The sequence below is a fragment of the Kitasatospora sp. NPDC051170 genome, assembly GCF_044455705.1.
GTDB lineage: Bacteria > Actinomycetota > Actinomycetes > Streptomycetales > Streptomycetaceae > Kitasatospora.
Genome location: NZ_JBITFA010000024.1, coordinates 35,665 through 53,083, shown reverse-complemented (window position 1 = coordinate 53,083; position 17,419 = coordinate 35,665). Strand labels below are relative to the sequence as shown.

Genomic DNA, 17,419 nt, shown 5'->3' with positions numbered 1-17,419 from the left:
CCCGGAGTCAAGGGACAGCCCCGGGTGCGGATCGGCGTCGGAAGCAGAGGAGACGCCGATGCCGGACGGCTTCAGCGCGGGCGACACCGCCTTCGTGCTCATCAGTGCGGCCCTGGTCATGGTGATGACCCCGGGCCTGGCCTTCTTCTACGGGGGCATGGTCCGGGCCAAGAGCACCCTGAACATGCTGGCGATGAGCTTCCTCTCGCTCGGCATCGTCAGCGTGCTGTGGGTCCTCTACGGCTACTCGCTCAGCTTCGGCCCCGACGCCTTCGGCGGACTGATCGGCAACCTGGACTTCCTCGGGATGCGCGGCATCGGGCTCAACGAGCTCACCGGCAGCATCCCGATCACCGCCTTCGCGCTCTTCCAGCTGATGTTCGCGATCATCACCCCGGCGCTGATCAGCGGCGCCATCGCGGACAGAGCCAAGTTCGCCGCCTGGGGCCTGTTCATCGCGCTCTGGGTGAGCGTCGTCTACTTCCCCGTCGCGCACTGGGTGTTCTTCGTCGACGGCGGCAACGGCGGCTGGCTGGGCGACCGCAACGGCGTCATCGACTTCGCCGGCGGCACGGCCGTGCACATCAACGCCGGTGTCGCGGGCCTGGCGCTGTGCCTGGTGCTGGGCAAGCGGGTCGGCTTCAAGAAGGACCCGATGCGCCCGCACAGCCTGCCGCTGGTGATGCTCGGCTCCGGGCTGCTCTGGTTCGGCTGGTTCGGCTTCAACGCGGGCTCGGCGCTGGCCGCCAACGGCGTGGCCGCGATGGCCGCGGTCAACACCCAGGTCGCCACCGGCGCGGCCCTGGTCGGCTGGCTGGTCTACGAGAAGCTCAAGCACGGCGCCTTCACCACCCTCGGCGCCGCCTCCGGCGCGGTGGCCGGACTGGTCGCGATCACCCCGGCCTGCGGCTCGGTCAGCCCGCTCGGCGCGGTGGCCATCGGCCTGATCGCGGGCGCGGTCTGCGCCGCCGCCGTCTCGCTCAAGTACCGCTGGGGCTTCGACGACTCCCTCGACGTGGTCGGCGTGCACGCGGTCGGCGGGGCGATCGGCTCGCTGCTGATCGGCCTCTTCGCCACCGGCGGGGTCGGCCAGACCGCCAAGGGCCTGTTCTACGGCGGGGGCTGGGAGCAGCTCGGCAAGCAGGCGCTGGGCGTGGCCGCGGTCGGCGCGTACTCCTTCGTCATGTCCTGGCTGCTGGCCAAGGCCGTGGACATCACGGTCGGCTTCCGGGTCTCCGAGGAGGTCGAGGTGGCCGGCATCGACCAGGCCGAACACGCCGAGTCCGCCTACGATTTCAGCGCCGTGGGGGCCGGCCTCGCCCGGGCCCTGCCCGGCCTGGCGGCGGCCGCGCCCAAGCCAACGGAGAAGCCCACCGAGAAGCCCACCGAGACGACCGCCGAGAAGGCCGCTCAGAAGACCGAGGTCGACGCCTGATGAAGCTCATCACCGCCGTGATCAAGCCGTACCGCCTGGACGAGGTGAAGGCCGCCCTGCAAGCCTTCGGGGTCCACGGCCTGACCGTCACCGAGGCCAGCGGCTACGGCCGCCAAAGAGGCCACACCGAGGTCTACCGGGGAGCCGAGTACACCGTCGACCTGGTCCCGAAGGTCCGCATCGAGGTCCTCGTCGAGGACGAGGACGCCGACGAGCTGATCGAGGTCCTGGTCAAGGCCGCCCGGACCGGGAAGATCGGGGACGGCAAGGTCTGGAGCATCCCCGTCGACACCGCGGTCCGCGTCCGCACCGGCGAACGCGGCCCCGACGCCCTGTGAGCCCGAGGGCCCGCATCCCCCGAAAGGAGGAGGCGGGCCCGTCGGCGTTCCCCACCCCGCAGCACGGACGGGACCCTCGCGCATGACCAGCTCCGCTCCCCTGGACCACGCCGCCCACGCCGCCGCCCGGGCTGCCCTGATCGACGGCCCCGGCCCGCTCGGCCGCCCCCGGCGCCGGGCGCTCGCCCGGCTCACCGACGACTGGCTGGCCGCCCTGCTGGCCGAGTCCGGAGCCCCCGGGGCCGGCGTCGCCCTGGTCGCCGTCGGCGGCTACGGGCGCGGCGAGCTCTCCCCGCGCAGCGACCTGGACGTCCTGCTGCTGCACGACGGCCCGCTCGCCCCCGACCTGCCCGAACGGATCTGGTACCCCGTCTGGGACGCGGGCGCCCGGCTCGACCACGCCGTCCGCACTCCCGCCGAGGCCAGGGCCGTCGCCGCCGCCGACCTCAAGGCCCAGCTCGGCCTCCTGGACGCCCGCCACCTCGCCGGAGACCAGGCGCTCACCGCCGCCCTGCGCTCCGCCGTGCTCACCGACTGGCGCGCGAGCGCCCCCGCCCGGCTACCCGAACTGCGCGAACTGAGCCGGGAGCGGGCCGAACGGCACGGAGAGCTCTCCTTCCTCCTGGAGCCCGACCTCAAGGAGGCCCGCGGGGGCCTGCGCGACCTGGTCGTCCTCGACGCCATCGCCGCCAGCTGGCTCGCCGACGCCCCCCGCGACGGACTGGACGCCGCCGCGCTGCGCCTGGCCGACGTCCGCGACGCCCTGCACCTGGCCACCGGCCGGGCCACCGAGCGGCTCAGCCTCCAGGACCAGGACCAGGTCGCCGAGCGGCTCGGCGTGCTGGACGCCGACGCCCTGCTGCGCCAGGTCTACGAGGCCGCCCGCACGATCGCCTACGCGGGGGACGTCACCTGGCGGGCGGTGGACCGGGTGCTCGCCGCCCGCACCCGCCCCTCCACCGTCCGGCGGGGCTTCGCGTTCGCGCGGCGCGGCACGGGCGCGGTGACCCGGGGGGCGGTGGAGCGGGGCGCGGTGGAGCGCCGCCCGCTGGCCGAGGGCGTGGTCGAGCAGGACGGCGAGGCGGTCCTCGCCCAGGGCGCCCGCCCGGCCGCCGACCCGGTGCTGCCGCTGCGCGCCGCGGCCGCCGCCGCCCAGAACGGCCTGACCGTCTCGTACGCGACGGTGCGCAGGCTCGCCGCCGAGTGCCGCCCGCTGCCGGTGCCCTGGCCGGACGAGGCGCGCGAGCAGCTCGTCACCCTGCTCGGCGCGGGGGAGGCGGCCGTGCCGGTGTGGGAGGCGATGGAGGCGGAGGGGCTGATCACCCGGCTGCTGCCGGACTGGGAGCGGGTGCGCTGCCGCCCGCAGCGCAACGCGGTGCACCGCTGGACGGTCGACCGGCACCTGGTGGAGACGGCCGTGCGGGCCGCCGCGATGACCCGCCGGGTGGCCCGGCCCGACCTGCTGCTGGTGGCCGCGCTGCTGCACGACCTCGGCAAGGGCTGGCCCGGCGACCACAGCGAGGCCGGCGAGGTGATCGTCCGCGACGTGGCCGTCCGGATGGGCTTCCCGCCCGAGGACGTGGCGGTGCTGGCCGTCCTCGTGCGCCGGCACCTGACCCTGATCGACACCGCGACCCGGCGCGACCCGGACGACCCGGCCACCGTGGAGGCCGTCACCAAGGTGATCGGCACCCTGCCCGAACTGGAACTGCTGCACGCGCTCACCGAGGCCGACGCCCTGGCCACCGGACCGGCCGCCTGGAGCGCCTGGCGGGCCTCCCTGGTCGACGGGCTGGTCACCCGGGTCGCCGCCCAGCTGGCCGGGGGAGCGGGGGAGACGGCCCAGGCCCCGCCGACCGCCGAGCAGGAGCGCCTGGCCGTCGAGGCGGCCCGCACCGGGGAACCGGCGCTGTCGCTGCGCGCCCAGGCGGAGGGCGCGCGGCCGGGCACCGAGCCGATGGGCGTGGAGCTGAACCTGGCCGTCCCGGACCGCCCCGGGCTGCTCGGCACCGCCGCCGGGGTGCTGGCCCTGCACCGCCTCGCCGTCCGCTCGGCGGGACTGCGCGAGCTGGACCCGATCGGCGCCGGGCCGGTGCTGCTGCTCGCCTGGCGGGTGGCCACCGAGTACGGGGAACTGCCGGAGGCGTCCCGGCTGCGCGCCGACCTGCGCCGGGCCCTGGACGGCTCGCTGGACGTCGCCCGGCGCCTGGCCGAGCGCGACGCCGCAGCCCCGCGCCGCAAGGGCATCCCCACCCCGCCGCCGCTGGTCGCGGTGGCCCCGGCGGTGGCCTCGGCCACGGCGACCGTCCTGGAGGTCCGCGCCCACGACGCCCCCGGGCTGCTGCACCGCATCGGCCGGGCGCTGGACGACGCCGGGGTGCGGGTGCGCACCGCGCACGTCTCCACGCTCGGCGCGGAGGCCGTCGACTCCTTCTACCTGACCGACGAGAGGGGCCTGCCGCTCACCCCTCAGCGGGCCGGGGAGGTGGCGTCGGCCGTACGGGCCGCGCTGGGCTGAAGCCCGTCCGGGCAGGGGTGGAGACCGTACCCGGGGCGGCCGGATACCCTTGTGGGCGACGACCGTACCGATACCGATGCCGCAGAGGACCCGCGACGACGTGTTCGACACCCTTTCCGATCGCCTCGCAGCGACGTTCAAGAACCTCCGTGGCAAGGGCCGCCTCAGTGAGGCCGACATCGACGCCACCGCCCGCGAGATCCGCATCGCGCTGCTGGAGGCGGACGTCGCGCTGCCGGTCGTCCGGGCCTTCATCAAGCAGGTCAAGGACCGGGCGCTCGGTGTCGAGGTCTCGGGCGCGCTGAACCCGGCGCAGCAGATCATCAAGATCGTCAACGAGGAGCTCATCGCGATCCTCGGCGGCGAGACCCGCCGGGTGCGGTTCGCGAAGAACGGCCCGACGGTCATCATGCTGGCAGGTCTCCAGGGTGCCGGTAAGACCACCCTCGCGGGCAAGCTCGGCCACTGGCTCAAGTCCCAGAAGCACACCCCGCTGCTGGTCGCCTGCGACCTCCAGCGCCCCAACGCCGTCACCCAGCTCCAGGTGGTCGCCGAGCGCGCCGGTGTGGCCTTCTACGGCCCGCAGCCGGGCAACGGCGTCGGCGACCCGGTGCAGGTGGCGAAGGACTCGATCGAGTACGCCAAGCAGAAGCAGTACGACGTCGTCGTCGTCGACACCGCCGGCCGCCTCGGCATCGACGCCGAGCTGATGCAGCAGGCCGCCGACATCCGCGCCGCGGTGAACCCGGACGAGGTCCTGTTCGTCGTCGACGCGATGGTCGGCCAGGACGCGGTCACCACCGCGCAGGCGTTCCTCGACGGCGTCGACTTCACCGGTGTCGTGCTCTCCAAGCTCGACGGCGACGCCCGCGGCGGTGCGGCCCTGTCGGTCGCGCACGTCACCGGCCGGCAGATCATGTTCGCCTCCAACGGCGAGAAGGTCGACGACTTCGACGCCTTCCACCCCGACCGGATGGCCTCGCGCATCCTCGGCATGGGTGACGTCCTCTCCCTGATCGAGAAGGCCGAGCAGACCTTCTCCCAGGAGGAGGCCGAGAAGATCGCCGCCAAGCTGCGCGGCGGCCCGAAGCAGTTCACCCTGGACGACTTCCTGTCGCAGCTCGAGCAGGTCCAGAAGATGGGCTCGATCTCCAAGCTGCTCGGCATGCTGCCCGGCATGGGCCAGATCCGGGACCAGATCAACAACATCGACGACAAGGACGTCAACCGCGTCGGCGCGATCATCAAGTCGATGACCCCGGCCGAGCGCGCCGAGCCGGAGATGATCAACGGCTCCCGCCGGGCCCGTATCGCCAAGGGCTCGGGCGTCCAGGTCGGCGAGGTGAAGAACCTGGTCGAGCGGTTCTTCGACGCCCGCAAGATGATGTCCGCGATGGCCTCCGGCAAGGGTGTCCCCGGCATGCCGGGCATCCCCGGCATGGGCGGCGGGGCGAAGAAGTCCGGCAAGAAGGCGCCGCAGGCCAAGGGCAAGCGCAAGAGCGGCAACCCGCTCAAGCGGGCGCAGGAGGAGGCCGCGGCCGCGCAGCGCCGGGAGCTCGGCCCGGGCGGCCAGGAGGCCGGCGGCGGCGCGTTCGGGCTCGGCGCGGGCAAGGGCCCGGCCGACTTCGAGCTGCCCAAGGAGTTCAAGGACCTGCTGTAGTCCCCTTGCGGTCCCCGCACGACCCGGGTGGCCCGTCGTCCGGCCCAGTCGATCCGTACTGGGGGCGGCGGGCCACCGGCATGTCCCATGATGAGGGCGTGCGAGTGATGATCAGGGCCCCCAGGGCCGAGGACGAGGTCGTGTACGCCGAGGCGGTCCGCAGGTCCGCCGACCACATCGGGCGGTGGAACCCCGTCGAGCCGGACGGGCTGCCCGATTTGATCAAGCGCCAGGGATCGGGCCTGCGCACCTACCTGATCATCGACCGGGACACCGGCGGGCTGGTCGGCAAGGTGAACGTCGCCAACATCGTGATGGGCCGGTTCTGCAACGCCACGCTCGGCTACGACGCCTACCTGCCCTTCGCCGGCACCGGGCGGATGACCGAGGGCCTGCGCCTGGTCGTCGACCGCTGCTTCGCCCCCGACTCCGCCCGCGGGCTGGGCCTGCACCGGCTGGAGATCAACGTGCAGCCGGAGAACGAGCGCTCCATCGCCATGGCCAGGCGGCTGGGCTTCCGGCACGAGGGCTTCACCCCGCGGATGCTCTTCCTCCAGGGTGACTGGCGTGACCACGAGCGGTTCGCGCTCACCGCCGAGGAGTGGCCCGGCGCCGTCGCCTGAGGCCGCGTCGCCGCTGGTCGGAGGGGGCGCCGACGGCCCGTACGGCCGCTCGGGCGCGGCGTTGCGATTGGCCCGCCCGAGCGCCTGTCCGTATCGTCCGGGGGGTGACCGAACCCGTGCCGCCCCGTCAGACCCCGGACCAGCCCTGGCGGTCCGAGGGCGCCCCGCCCCCGCCGCCGCCCCGCCGCCGGATGCCCGGCGGCTGGACGGGCCTCGTCCTCACCGCCCTCGTGGTGTTCCTGATCTCCGACCTGCTGCTGTCGTTCTTCGGCAACGAGGGCGCGACCACGATCAGCTACACCGAGTTCAACAGCCAGCTGAACAAGGGCAACATCACCAAGATCTACGCCAAGGGCGACGCGATCGAGGGCACCCTCAAGAGCGCCCAGCCCAAACCCGACGGCGGCAAGGGCACCTACACCGAGTTCGACACCCAGCGCCCCTCCTTCGCGGGCGACAACCTCTGGACCACCCTCCAGGAGAAGGGCGTCGAGGTCACCGCCACCTCGCCGGTGCAGCAGCGCAGCTTCCTGACCAACCTGCTGCTCTCGCTCGCCCCGATGCTGCTGCTGATCTTCATCTGGGTGCTGCTCGCCCGCCGGATGGCCGGGGGGCTCGGCGGCGGGCCCCTGGGCCGCAAGGCCCCGCCCAAGCCCGTCACCGCCGACCAGGGCAAGCGCACCACCTTCGCCGACGTCGCCGGGATCGACGAGGTCGAGGCCGAACTCACCGAGGTCGTCGACTACTTGAAGAACCCCGAGCGCTACCGCAGGCTCGGCGCCAAGATGCCGCGCGGCGTGCTGCTCAGCGGCCCGCCCGGGACGGGCAAGACCCTGCTCGCCCGGGCCGTGGCCGGCGAGGCGAACGTGCCGTTCTTCTCCGCCTCGGCCTCCGAGTTCATCGAGATGATCGTCGGCGTCGGCGCCAGCCGGGTGCGCGAGCTCTTCGCCGAGGCCCGCAAGGTCGCCCCGGCGATCATCTTCATCGACGAGATCGACACCATCGGCCGCCAGCGCGGCGCCGGCGGCGGCATGGGCGGGCACGACGAGCGCGAGCAGACGCTCAACCAGATCCTCACCGAGATGGACGGCTTCAGCGGCTCCGAGGGCGTCATCGTCATCGCGGCCACCAACCGGGCCGACGTGCTCGACCCGGCGCTGCTGCGCCCCGGCCGCTTCGACCGGCGGATCACCGTCAGCCCGCCCGACCGCGAGGGCCGCGCCGCGATCCTGCGCATCCACACCAGGGCCGTCCCGCTGGCCGGCGACACCGACCTCACCCAGCTGGCCAAGGTCACCCCCGGGATGACCGGCGCCGAGCTCGCCAACCTCGTCAACGAGGCCGCCCTGCTGGCCGTCAAGCGGGACCAGGATGCCGTCAACGAGCGGGACCTCTCGGACGCCCTGGAGAAGGTCCAACTGGGCGCCGTGCGGCCGCTGGTGATGCCGCAGGAGGAGCGCGAGCGCACGGCCTACCACGAGAGCGGGCACGCCCTGCTGGGCATGCTCCAGCCCGGCGCGGACCCGGTCCGCAAGATCACCATCGTGCCGCGCGGCCGCGCCCTCGGCGTGACCCTCTCCACCCCGGAGAACGACCGCTACTCGTACACCGAGCCCTACCTGCGCGGCCGGATCATCGGCGCGCTCGGCGGCATGGCGGCCGAGCAGGTGGTCTACGGGGTGATCACCACGGGCGCCGAGAGCGACCTGGAGCAGGTCACCAACATCGCCCGGGGGATGGCCGGGCGCTGGGGCATGAGCGAGCGCGTCGGGCGGCTCACGGCCGTGCCCAGCGACCCGCAGGGCGCGTACGGGCTCTCGGCCGCGCCGACCACCCTGGACGCGGTGGACGAGGAGGCCCGGCGGATCGTCTCGGAGTGCTACGACGAGGCGGTGCGGCTGCTGACCGAGGAGCGGCCCCGGCTGGACGCACTGGCGGCGGCGCTGCTGGAGGCGGAGACGCTGGACGAGGCGGCGGCGTACCGGGCGGCCGGGGTGCCGCGCGAGACGGAGGACCCGGACCAGGTGTAGGCGTGAACGACTGAGCCGGGGGCGCTCGCCGTGGTGGCGGGCGCCCCCGGTTTCGGTCTGCTCAGCGCTCTCTTCCCCGGCTCAACGCGGCCGCTCGGCGATCAGGTAGCGGAAGAGGTTCTCCATCCGCACCGAGCCGTCCGGCCGCAGGAACGGCTGCAGCGCCTCCTCCAGCTCCTTGGCCACCAGCGGGGCGCCCGAGAACTCCTCCGCCGCCTCGAACAGGCCCGTGGAGAGCAGGCCCCGCACCGCGCTGTCCAGGTCCGGGTAGGCGAACGGGCAGGACACCCGCCCGCTGCCCGCCGGGCGCAGGCCCGCCGGGGCCAGCAGGTCCTCCAGCACACCGGGCGCGCTCGCCTCGAACGGGTCGCGCGCGCCCGTGCGCCCCGCCATCCGGCGCGCCACGTCCAGCACGGGGGCGCTCTCGCAGCGCTCCGGCGGGCCCCAGGCGGCCAGCACCACGTGCCCGCCCGGCAGCGTCAGCCGGGCCGCCTCGGCCACCACCGCGCCCGGATCGGCGCAGCCCGGCAGCTGCTCGAAGACCGTCACCACCGAATGGGCCGACCGGGTGGCGGCCGCGGCCGTACGGGCCCCGGCGCAGACCCGCAGCCGGCGGTCGTGGGCCAGGGCGCGCAGCTCGTCCCCGGGCTCCTGCCCGGCCACCTGGGCACCGCGCCCGGCCGCGAGCAGCAGGGCCAGCCCGGACCGGCACCCCAGGCCCAGCACGCTGCTCGCCGGGCCGACCTCCAGCCGGTCGTGGACCGCCTCGTAGAGCGGCACCAGCATGCGTTCCTGGATCTCCGCCCAGTCGCGCGCCCGCGCGCGTCCGGCGGCCGCGGGCTGCGGGTGGTGCGCCCGTGCGCCCGCGGGTCGTACGGTCGTGCCGGTCGTGCGAGCTGAAGCCATCGCGGCCTCCCATCCGGTCCTTCGGTGTGCTGCTACGGCTCCCCCAAAGTCCCGCCCCACTCCAGCGAACAGCGGGTCGGGCCCGGCGTCCAGAGGGGTGCGGGGTGGTGCGCGCGTGTCGGGGTCGTGCGCCCCCTCGGTGAAACGGATTCGAAGTCGGGGCGCCGCCCCCCGTACCATTCCGCCCATGGCTAAGGCACCCGTTCTCACCCCCCAGGCGGAAGACTTCCCGCGCTGGTACCAGGACCTCATCAACAAGGCCGAGCTGGCCGACAACGGTCCGGTGCGCGGCACCATGGTCATCCGACCGTACGGCTACGGCCTGTGGGAGCGGATGCAGCAGGAGATGGACGCGCGCATCAAGAAGGCGGGCGCGCAGAACGCCTACTTCCCGATGTTCATCCCGCAGTCCTACCTGACCAAGGAAGCCGAGCACGTCGAGGGCTTCGCGCCCGAGCTGGCGGTGGTCACCCACGGCGGCGGCAAGCAGCTGGAGGAGCCGGTCGTCGTCCGGCCCACCTCCGAGACGATCATCAACGAGTACTTCTCCAAGTGGGTGCAGAGCCACCGGGACCTGCCCCTGCTGATCAACCAGTGGGCCAACGTGGTCCGTTGGGAGCTGCGTCCGCGCGTCTTCCTGCGCACCACCGAGTTCCTCTGGCAGGAGGGCCACACGGCCCACGCCACGTACGAGGACGCCCGTGCGTACGCCTCGATGATCCACACCGACGTCTACGGCGACTTCATGACGAACGTGCTCGGCATCGACGTCGTGCTCGGCCGCAAGACCGCCAAGGAGCGCTTCGCGGGCGCCATCAACACCCTCACCCTCGAGGGCATGATGGGCGACGGCAAGGCGCTGCAGCTGGGCACCAGCCACGAGCTGGGCCAGAACTTCGCCAAGGCGTTCAACACCACCTACCAGCTCCAGGGTGCCGAGCGCGAGTACGTCTGGCAGACCTCCTGGGGCGTCTCGACCCGCATGGTCGGCGGCCTGATCATGTCCCACGGCGACGACAACGGCCTGCGGGTGCCCCCGCGCCTGGCCGCCGTCCAGGCCGTGGTGCTCGCCATCAAGGGCGACGACGCGGTGATCGCCAAGGTCCGCGAGATCGGCGCGAAGCTGGAGGCCGCCGGCATCCGCGTGGTGGTCGACGACCGCACCGACACGCCGTTCGGCCGCCGGGCCGTGGACTGGGAGCTCAAGGGCGTTCCGGTCCGCATCGAGGTCGGCCCTCGCGACCTCGCCTCCACCGAATTTCCCGGGGGCACCGCGATGCTGGCCCGCCGCATCCCCGGCGGCAAGGAGCCCGTCTCCATCGACGCGCTGGCCGAGCTGCTGCCGGGCGTCCTGGAGGAGGACCAGGCGCTGCTGCTGCGCCAGTCGCGCGAGCGCCGCGAGTCCCGCACGGTCGACGTCAAGACCCTCGACGAGGCCGTGGAGGCCGCCGCCACCGGCTGGGGCCGCATCTCCTGGGCCGACCTCGGCGCGGAGGGCGAGGCCAAGCTCTCCGAGCAGGGCGTCACGGTGCGCTGTATCGTCGCCGCGGACGGTTCCGTGCCGGCCACGGACGACCAGGAGGGCAACATCGCGATCGTCGCGCGTGCGTACTGATGACGGTACGCCGCTTCCGACGACCGATTACGGCGATATTCGCCCGTAATGCGGTCGGGTAAGAAACCGGTAACTCTTCCCGATCGCGTTGGCCGCGGACATCCCTACTGGCCGGTCAACTCCCGGCATTAACGGAATAGCGGTACGGTGTACGGCCCGTGGCCCTGTCAACTCGACAGAGGCCGCGGGCCGTACGTCCTGGGGGCGACAGCCCGTCCCCGGACGGAATTCACCAGGCCCTGCGACCAGTGCGGGCCGAAACCGGCAGGGGGTTGGTCTTGCGTCAGATCCGGAACGCGCAATTCGCGCGCGGCCTTGCATTCCTGGGAGTTCCCTGGGAATTCCCGCAGAACGGGAACATGCGGAACATCGGCTCGCACTCCGTCGTTGGTCTAGCGTGAGCACGACACAGCCCCTCGTTCTCGCGGCCGAACTGGCCGCCGCCTGGAGCGACATCCAGGCCCATCACCGGGATCTCCCCGACCTGGCCTCTCCCGAGGCCCTGATCGGCGAATCCTCCTCGGCCTGTGGGACGCGGCTCGGTTTCGAGCGCCTGCTCCACGAGGCCGCCCACGGTCTGGCCGCGGCCCGGGACATCCGGGACACCTCGCGGGCCGGCCGCTACCACAACCGGCGCTTCCTGATGCTCGCCTCCGAGCTGGGCCTGGCGCACCCGGTCGAACCGCACGCCAGTAGCGGCTTCTCCCAGGTGACCATGCTCAAGGAGACCCAGGAGCGCTACGCCGGCACCATCGAGCGACTGGACCGCGCCCTGGGCGCGCACCAGGAAGCGGTGGCCGGCGAGGGCGGGACGCGGGCCTTCCGCGGACCGGCCGCCCGGCACGGCTCCTCCGGGGGCGGCGTCCGGGTCAAGGCGGTGTGCGGGTGCGGGCGCAACGTGCGCGTCGTGCCGTCGGTGCTCGCGCAGGCGTCCATCGTCTGCGGCGCGTGCCAGCAGCCGTTCAAGATCGCGTGACCCCCGGGGCGGAACCGGTCGGCGGCCGTGCGGGCGGCCTCGGTCGAGCGGTGCCCCGAAGCGTCCGGCGCGTGAGGCGACCGGCGCGAGCAGTGCAACGACAACGGTGAGTCTGCGGGCGGACCGGGAGCGGGGGCTCCCGGTCGAGCCTGGCCAGGCCCGTGAGCGGCCGGGTGAAGTCCGTCCCCGGCGCTGTGGCACAATGGACAGCTGAGTACTCGGCAGCCGAGCAGGACCCCTCTCTCCTACGGCTGGCGTGTCCCTTGAACGGTTTGCCCCGCAACCCCACGCGGACGGCGAGGCCGTTCACCCACGTCAACACCTGGAGAATCCACTCCCGTGGCAGTCAAGATCAAGCTCAAGCGTCTCGGCAAGATTCGCTCCCCGCACTACCGCATCGTCGTCGCCGACTCGCGCACCAAGCGTGACGGTCGCGCGATCGAGGAGATCGGCATCTACCAGCCGACCTACAACCCCTCGAAGATCGAGGTCGACAGCGACCGCGCCCAGTACTGGCTGTCCGTCGGCGCCCAGCCGACCGAGCCGGTGCTCGCCATCCTCAAGCTGACCGGTGACTGGCAGAAGTACAAGGGCCTGCCGGCTCCGGCCCCGCTGCTCGTCGCCGAGCCCAAGGTCGAGGACTTCTCGCACCTGTTCGCGAAGGCCGTCGCCGGCTTCGAGGACGCCACCACCGGTGTCGCCATCACCCCGAAGGCCAAGAAGTCGGACAAGGTCGAGGCTGAGGCCGACGCCGCCGCCGAGGCCTGAGCGTGATCGAGGACGCCCTCGACCACCTGGTGAAGGGCATCGTCGAGCACCCCGACGAGGTGCAGGTGCGCTCGCGCAACCTGCGTCGGGGTAACACCATCGAGGTGCGAGTGCACCCCGATGACCTCGGCAAGGTGATCGGCCGGGGCGGCCGCACGGCGCGCGCTCTGCGCACCGTGGTCGGCGCCCTCGGCGGTCGCAACGTCCGGGTCGACCTGGTCGACGCGGACAACATTCGCTGACGCTGCCGCTCGTGCAGCCGTCAGGGGCTTGAGGCCGGCCGGGACGCATGTCGTCCCGGCCGGCCTTTTTCGGCATTCGTACAGGTAGTACGTGCAGGTAGTGCAGCAGGCAGTACAGGCAGTACAGGCAGTACGTGCAGGCAGTGCAGGCAGTACAGGTAGTGCGGCTAGTACAGGCACCAGGAACTCCAGGAGAACGATCACCGTGCAGCTCGTCGTCGGCAAGATCGGCCGTGCCCACGGCATCAGGGGGGACGTCAGCGTCGAGGTCCGCACCGACGAGCCGGAGCTCCGGCTCGGCCCCGGTGCCGTCGTCATGACCGACCCGGCGTCGGTCGGGCCGCTGACCGTCGAGTCCGGCAAGGTGCACAGCGGGCGGCTGCTGCTGCGCTTCGCCGGCGTCAAGGACCGCAACGCGGCGGAGGCGCTGCGGGGCACCCTGCTCATCTCCGAGGTCGACCCGGAGGAGCGCCCGGACGACCCGGAGGAGTACTACGACCACCAGCTCATCGGCCTGGACGTGGTGCTGCAGGACGGCACCCTCGTGGGCGAGCTGACCGAGGTCGTCCACCTGCCCTACCAGGACCTGCTCACCGTGAAGAAGGCGGACGGGACGGAGGTGCTGGTGCCCTTCGTCACCCAGATCGTGCCGACCATCGACCTGGAGAACCAGCGGGCCGTGATCACCCCGCCGGCCGGGCTGATCGACCCGGAGTCGGCCGAGGTCGCCGGCTCGCGGGACGCCGACGCGCAGGACGCCGCCTCCGGGGATGTCTCGGACGATTCCGCGGACGTCGCCTCGGACGACGCCTCGGAGGAGTCGGAGTGAGCGTCGAGGAGACCGCGGGGGATCTGCCGCAGGCCGCCGTCCAGGCCGGCATGCGGATCGACGTCGTCACGATCTTCCCCGAGTACCTGGAGCCGCTGGACGTCTCGCTGGTCGGCAAGGCCCGCGCCCGCGGCCAGCTGGACGTGCACGTCCACGACCTGCGGGCGTGGACCCACGACGTGCACCGCACCGTCGACGACAGCCCGTACGGCGGCGGCCCCGGCATGGTGATGAAGCCCGAGCCGTGGGGCGAAGCCCTGGACGCGGTGCTCGCCGGCGGCCCCGAGGGCGAGGTGCCCACCCTGGTCGTGCCCACCCCGAGCGGGCGGCCGTTCACCCAGGAGCTGGCCCAGGAGCTGGCCGGCCGCCCCTGGCTGGCGTTCACCCCGGCCCGGTACGAGGGCATCGACCGGCGGGTCATCGAGGAGGCGGCCACCCGGATGCCGGTGGTCGAGGCGTCGATCGGCGACTACGTGCTGGCCGGCGGCGAGGTCGCCGTGCTGGTGATGGTCGAGGCGATCGCCCGGCTGCTGCCCGGCGTGCTCGGCAACGCGGAGTCCCACCGCGACGACTCCTTCGCGCCCGGCGCGATGGCCGACCTGCTGGAGGGCCCGGTCTACACCAAGCCCGCCGAGTGGCGCGGCCGGACGGTGCCGGACGTGCTGCTCAGCGGCAACCACGGCAGGATCGCCCGCTGGCGGCGCGAGCAGGCGTTCGCCCGGACCCTGGCCAACCGGCCCGACCTGGTCGAGCGCTGGCGGTACGGCTCCTTCGACAAGAAGGAGCGCGAGGCGCTCAGCGTGCTCGGACTGGCCTGGGACGAGGAGCTGGACCGATTTCGGTCCGCGGCCGGTGCTGTGGAAGAATAGGCAGCTGCTGTCTGTCGCTGGGCCCCTCGCGTAGGGGCTACGTGGACCGGCGCCCCCGCCACGGGGGGATCGCCGCCAGCCGATGCGGCCCGCAGCAGACCCCATTGCGACGAACTTCCGTGGGCGGCCCGTGGCGCCTGCGATGGAGAGCACCATGAGCAACAAGCTCGCTGCTGTCGACGCGGCCTCGCTGCGCACCGACATCCCGGCCTTCCGCGCCGGTGACACCCTGAAGGTCCACGTCCGGGTCATCGAGGGCAACCGCTCCCGTGTCCAGGTCTTCCAGGGCGTCGTCATCCGTCGCCACGGCGCCGGCATCGGTGAGACCTTCACCGTCCGCAAGGTCAGCTTCAACGTCGGCGTGGAGCGCACCTTCCCGGTGCACACCCCGATCGTCGAGAAGATCGAGGTCGTGACCCGCGGTGCCGTTCGCCGCGCCAAGCTGTACTACCTGCGCGACCTGCGCGGCAAGGCCGCGAAGATCAAGGAGAAGCGCGACGCGTGATCTCCCGGCCCCGGTTCGTCCGGGGATCGGAGCGATCGGGCGGCGGGGCCACCGCAAGGTAAGCTCAGCCCCCGATGAGCACGCACGAGCCACCCGCGGACCGCGACGGCACTCCAGCACCCACCGGTGCGGAGCCGCTGTCGCGGTCCGCGGTCGTTTCGCCTCCGGAGGACGGGGCTGCCGAGAGCGCCGGGAGCGCCGGGAGCGCGGACGGCGCCGAGGCTGCTGCGGCGGCCGAGCCTTCCGAGGAGGCGCCCGGCCGATCGCGCGGGTGGGACCTGCTGATGCTGGCCGGGATCTGCCTGCTGGTCCTGCTGCTCGTCAACGCCTTCGTCGCGCGCCCGTACTCGGTGCCCTCCGGTTCCATGGAGGAGGGACTGCGACCCGGTGACCGGATCGTCGCCAACCAGCTCGCCTACACCTTCGGCGACCACCCCGAGCGGGGGGACGTCGTCGTCTTCGACGGCACCGGCTCCTTCCTGCGCGAGCCCGAGGAGCCGCCCGGCGCCGCGGACCGGCTCCGGTCCCTGGGGCGGGACCTGGGGATCGTCCCGGCCGGGAACACGGTCTACGTGAAGCGCGTGATCGGCGTCGGCGGGGACCGGGTGACGTGCAAGGGCCCTGGCCTGCCGATCACCGTCAACGGCGTGCCGCTGGACGAGTCCTCGTACCTGTTCCCCGGCGACGCCCCGTCCGCCGTCGCCTTCGACGTGCTGGTGCCGAGCGGGGAGCTGTGGGTGATGGGGGACCACCGCAGCGCCTCCCGCGACTCGCGCGACCACCTCGGGCAGCCCGGCGGCGGCTTCGTGCCCGAGGACAAGGTGATCGGCCGGGCCGACTGGGTCGTCTACCCGTTCTCCCGCTGGACGAGCCTGGACCGCCCCGCCGCCTTCGCCGCGATCGCGGGGACGGGTGGTCATGGGGAGCAGAGGTAGAGGACGCCTCGCCGACCGGCCCGCGGGGGGCCGGGGCGAGCAGGGTGACGAACGGCGGGGTGACGGCGCCGAGGACTCGGCCGCGCCCGTACGGGGCAGGGCCGAGCGCCGTCGCAGCGCCCGCCGGGCCGCGCGCCGCCGCAGGCGCTCGCTGGTGCGGGAGTTCCCGCTGATCATCCTGGTGGCCCTGGTGGTGGCGCTGGTGATGAAGACCTTCATGATCCAGGTGTTCGTGATCCCCTCCGGCTCGATGGAGCAGACCATCCAGGTCGGGGACCGGGTGCTGGTGGACAAGTTCACCCCCTGGTTCGGGGCCGAGCCGCAGCGCGGCGACGTGGTGGTGTTCAAGGACCCGGGCGGCTGGCTGGAGGAGGACCGCAGGCCCTCCCACGACGGCACGCTGATGGCGGGCACCAAGGAGGTCCTCGCCTACGTCGGGCTGATGCCCTCCGCCGGCGAGCAGGACCTGATCAAGCGGGTGATCGGCGTCGGCGGTGACACCGTGGAGTGCTGCGACGCGCAGGGACGGCTGAGCGTCAACGGCACGCCGGTGCAGGAGACGTACCTCGCCGCCGGGAACCCGCCCTCCCGGCAGCCGTTCAAGGTGAAGGTGCCGCAGGGGCGGCTCTGGGTCATGGGCGACCACCGGGACGTCTCCGCCGACTCCCGTTTCCACATGGGCAATCCGGGCCAGGGGACCATCCCGCTGAGCGGCGTGGTCGGACGCGCGTTCGCGATCACCTGGCCGCTGGGGCGGTTGCATCAACTCGATGAGCCGGGTTCACTCTCCTCTCTTGCGCGGACTTCGCAGGCCCGCGGAACTGGGCCGGAATCGATGGCGGTTGGACCGGTTCCGATGGAACCCCCGCTCGTTATGGGGGTGTTGGGCATCCTTCCGCTCGTCGGGCGGCGGCCGCGCAGGCCCCCGGAGTGAGCCGCGCCGGTGGCCGGGCGTCCGGACGGCGCGTGTGGGAACGCGAGCCGGATGCCTCGGAGTGATAGAGAAGTGCAGGTGCGGCCGGAGGTACCGGCCGTACGACCGGGCCGTGTTGGTGTCGGGGGAGCCTGTCGTGGGCAGCCCTGAGGCGTTCATGGTCATGGCGAGCGTGGTGCCCGCTGTGCGGCACTGTGATTGCGGGCGCGCGGGCGTCCGCACAGCTGGGAGGAGAC

Annotated in this window: 16 protein-coding genes; 15 read left to right on the top strand and 1 reads right to left on the bottom strand. The window is 72.9% G+C overall.

All coding sequences use genetic code 11. The annotated features are described in order from the left end of the window. The first annotated feature begins 58 nt into the window (after nucleotides 1-58). From ACIBCA_RS34660 to ftsH, 6 genes are all read left to right on the top strand, one after another. Nucleotides 59-1,435, top strand: a complete 1,377-nt coding sequence (locus ACIBCA_RS34660; RefSeq protein WP_396287085.1) for an ammonium transporter — start codon at nucleotides 59-61, stop codon at nucleotides 1,433-1,435. Continuing rightward, nucleotides 1,435-1,773, top strand: coding sequence for a P-II family nitrogen regulator (locus tag ACIBCA_RS34655; RefSeq protein WP_031072140.1), 339 nt, complete (start codon nucleotides 1,435-1,437; stop codon nucleotides 1,771-1,773). The genes ACIBCA_RS34660 and ACIBCA_RS34655 overlap by 1 nt, the downstream gene beginning before the upstream one ends. A gap of 82 nt (nucleotides 1,774-1,855) precedes the next feature. Next, nucleotides 1,856-4,291, top strand: a complete 2,436-nt coding sequence (locus ACIBCA_RS34650) for a [protein-PII] uridylyltransferase (RefSeq protein ID WP_396287083.1) — start codon at nucleotides 1,856-1,858, stop codon at nucleotides 4,289-4,291. Nucleotides 4,292-4,391: 100 nt separating this feature from the next. Continuing rightward, nucleotides 4,392-5,951 (top strand): signal recognition particle protein, encoded by a 1,560-nt coding sequence (gene ffh, locus ACIBCA_RS34645; protein ID WP_396287126.1) that lies wholly within the window; start codon nucleotides 4,392-4,394, stop codon nucleotides 5,949-5,951. Nucleotides 5,952-6,031: 80 nt separating this feature from the next. Next, nucleotides 6,032-6,574, top strand: a complete 543-nt coding sequence (locus ACIBCA_RS34640; RefSeq protein ID WP_396287082.1) for a GNAT family N-acetyltransferase — start codon at nucleotides 6,032-6,034, stop codon at nucleotides 6,572-6,574. A 104-nt stretch (nucleotides 6,575-6,678) separates the two neighbouring features. Continuing rightward, complete coding sequence (gene ftsH / locus ACIBCA_RS34635; RefSeq protein WP_396287081.1) at nucleotides 6,679-8,604, top strand: ATP-dependent zinc metalloprotease FtsH; 1,926 nt, start codon at nucleotides 6,679-6,681, stop codon at nucleotides 8,602-8,604. An 81-nt stretch (nucleotides 8,605-8,685) separates the two neighbouring features. On the opposite strand, the gene ACIBCA_RS34630 is transcribed toward ftsH, so the two are convergent. Beyond that, nucleotides 8,686-9,510: a class I SAM-dependent methyltransferase gene (locus ACIBCA_RS34630; protein WP_396287079.1), complete on the bottom strand. Its 825-nt coding sequence runs from the start codon at nucleotides 9,508-9,510 to the stop codon at nucleotides 8,686-8,688. A gap of 187 nt (nucleotides 9,511-9,697) precedes the next feature. Between ACIBCA_RS34630 and proS the strand changes: the two genes are divergently transcribed. From proS to lepB (ACIBCA_RS34585), 9 genes are all read left to right on the top strand, one after another. Next, nucleotides 9,698-11,125, top strand: a complete 1,428-nt coding sequence (gene proS, locus ACIBCA_RS34625) for a proline--tRNA ligase (protein WP_396287078.1) — start codon at nucleotides 9,698-9,700, stop codon at nucleotides 11,123-11,125. 397 nt (nucleotides 11,126-11,522) lie between these two features. Continuing rightward, a complete protein-coding gene (locus tag ACIBCA_RS34620) occupies nucleotides 11,523-12,101 on the top strand; it encodes a hypothetical protein (protein ID WP_031072125.1) in 579 nt (192 codons plus the stop codon). A gap of 339 nt (nucleotides 12,102-12,440) precedes the next feature. Further along, nucleotides 12,441-12,869: a 30S ribosomal protein S16 gene (rpsP, locus tag ACIBCA_RS34615; protein WP_396287077.1), complete on the top strand. Its 429-nt coding sequence runs from the start codon at nucleotides 12,441-12,443 to the stop codon at nucleotides 12,867-12,869. A 2-nt stretch (nucleotides 12,870-12,871) separates the two neighbouring features. Further along, on the top strand, nucleotides 12,872-13,111 hold the full coding sequence (locus ACIBCA_RS34610) for an RNA-binding protein (protein ID WP_031072120.1): 240 nt from the start codon (nucleotides 12,872-12,874) through the stop codon (nucleotides 13,109-13,111). A gap of 205 nt (nucleotides 13,112-13,316) precedes the next feature. Then, the gene (gene rimM / locus ACIBCA_RS34605; protein WP_396287076.1) at nucleotides 13,317-13,940 is read left to right on the top strand and encodes a ribosome maturation factor RimM; all 624 of its coding nucleotides are present in this window, start codon (nucleotides 13,317-13,319) and stop codon (nucleotides 13,938-13,940) included. Between the two features lie 50 nt (nucleotides 13,941-13,990). Then, nucleotides 13,991-14,809 (top strand): tRNA (guanosine(37)-N1)-methyltransferase TrmD, encoded by an 819-nt coding sequence (gene trmD, locus ACIBCA_RS34600; RefSeq protein ID WP_396287125.1) that lies wholly within the window; start codon nucleotides 13,991-13,993, stop codon nucleotides 14,807-14,809. Nucleotides 14,810-14,963: 154 nt separating this feature from the next. Next, on the top strand, nucleotides 14,964-15,314 hold the full coding sequence (gene rplS, locus ACIBCA_RS34595) for a 50S ribosomal protein L19 (RefSeq protein WP_396287075.1): 351 nt from the start codon (nucleotides 14,964-14,966) through the stop codon (nucleotides 15,312-15,314). Nucleotides 15,315-15,388: 74 nt separating this feature from the next. Continuing rightward, nucleotides 15,389-16,249: a signal peptidase I gene (lepB, locus tag ACIBCA_RS34590; RefSeq protein ID WP_396287074.1), complete on the top strand. Its 861-nt coding sequence runs from the start codon at nucleotides 15,389-15,391 to the stop codon at nucleotides 16,247-16,249. Next, complete coding sequence (gene lepB, locus ACIBCA_RS34585; protein WP_396287073.1) at nucleotides 16,233-17,183, top strand: signal peptidase I; 951 nt, start codon at nucleotides 16,233-16,235, stop codon at nucleotides 17,181-17,183. The genes lepB (ACIBCA_RS34590) and lepB (ACIBCA_RS34585) overlap by 17 nt, the downstream gene beginning before the upstream one ends. The last annotated feature ends 236 nt before the right edge of the window (nucleotides 17,184-17,419 follow it).

What these genes read in the sequence shown, in the direction of transcription:
- ACIBCA_RS34660 (WP_396287085.1), top strand. Translation starts at nt 59, where the DNA reads ATGCCGGACGGCTTCAGCGCGGGCGACACCGCCTTCGTGCTCATCAGT.
- ACIBCA_RS34655 (WP_031072140.1), top strand. Translation starts at nt 1,435, where the DNA reads ATGAAGCTCATCACCGCCGTGATCAAGCCGTACCGCCTGGACGAGGTG.
- ACIBCA_RS34650 (WP_396287083.1), top strand. Translation starts at nt 1,856, where the DNA reads ATGACCAGCTCCGCTCCCCTGGACCACGCCGCCCACGCCGCCGCCCGG.
- ACIBCA_RS34640 (WP_396287082.1), top strand. Translation starts at nt 6,032, where the DNA reads ATGTCCCATGATGAGGGCGTGCGAGTGATGATCAGGGCCCCCAGGGCC.
- ACIBCA_RS34630 (WP_396287079.1), bottom strand. Translation starts at nt 9,510, where the DNA reads ATGGCTTCAGCTCGCACGACCGGCACGACCGTACGACCCGCGGGCGCA.
- proS (WP_396287078.1), top strand. Translation starts at nt 9,698, where the DNA reads ATGGCTAAGGCACCCGTTCTCACCCCCCAGGCGGAAGACTTCCCGCGC.
- trmD (WP_396287125.1), top strand. Translation starts at nt 13,991, where the DNA reads ATGCGGATCGACGTCGTCACGATCTTCCCCGAGTACCTGGAGCCGCTG.
- rplS (WP_396287075.1), top strand. Translation starts at nt 14,964, where the DNA reads ATGAGCAACAAGCTCGCTGCTGTCGACGCGGCCTCGCTGCGCACCGAC.
- lepB (WP_396287074.1), top strand. Translation starts at nt 15,389, where the DNA reads ATGAGCACGCACGAGCCACCCGCGGACCGCGACGGCACTCCAGCACCC.
- lepB (WP_396287073.1), top strand. Translation starts at nt 16,233, where the DNA reads ATGGGGAGCAGAGGTAGAGGACGCCTCGCCGACCGGCCCGCGGGGGGC.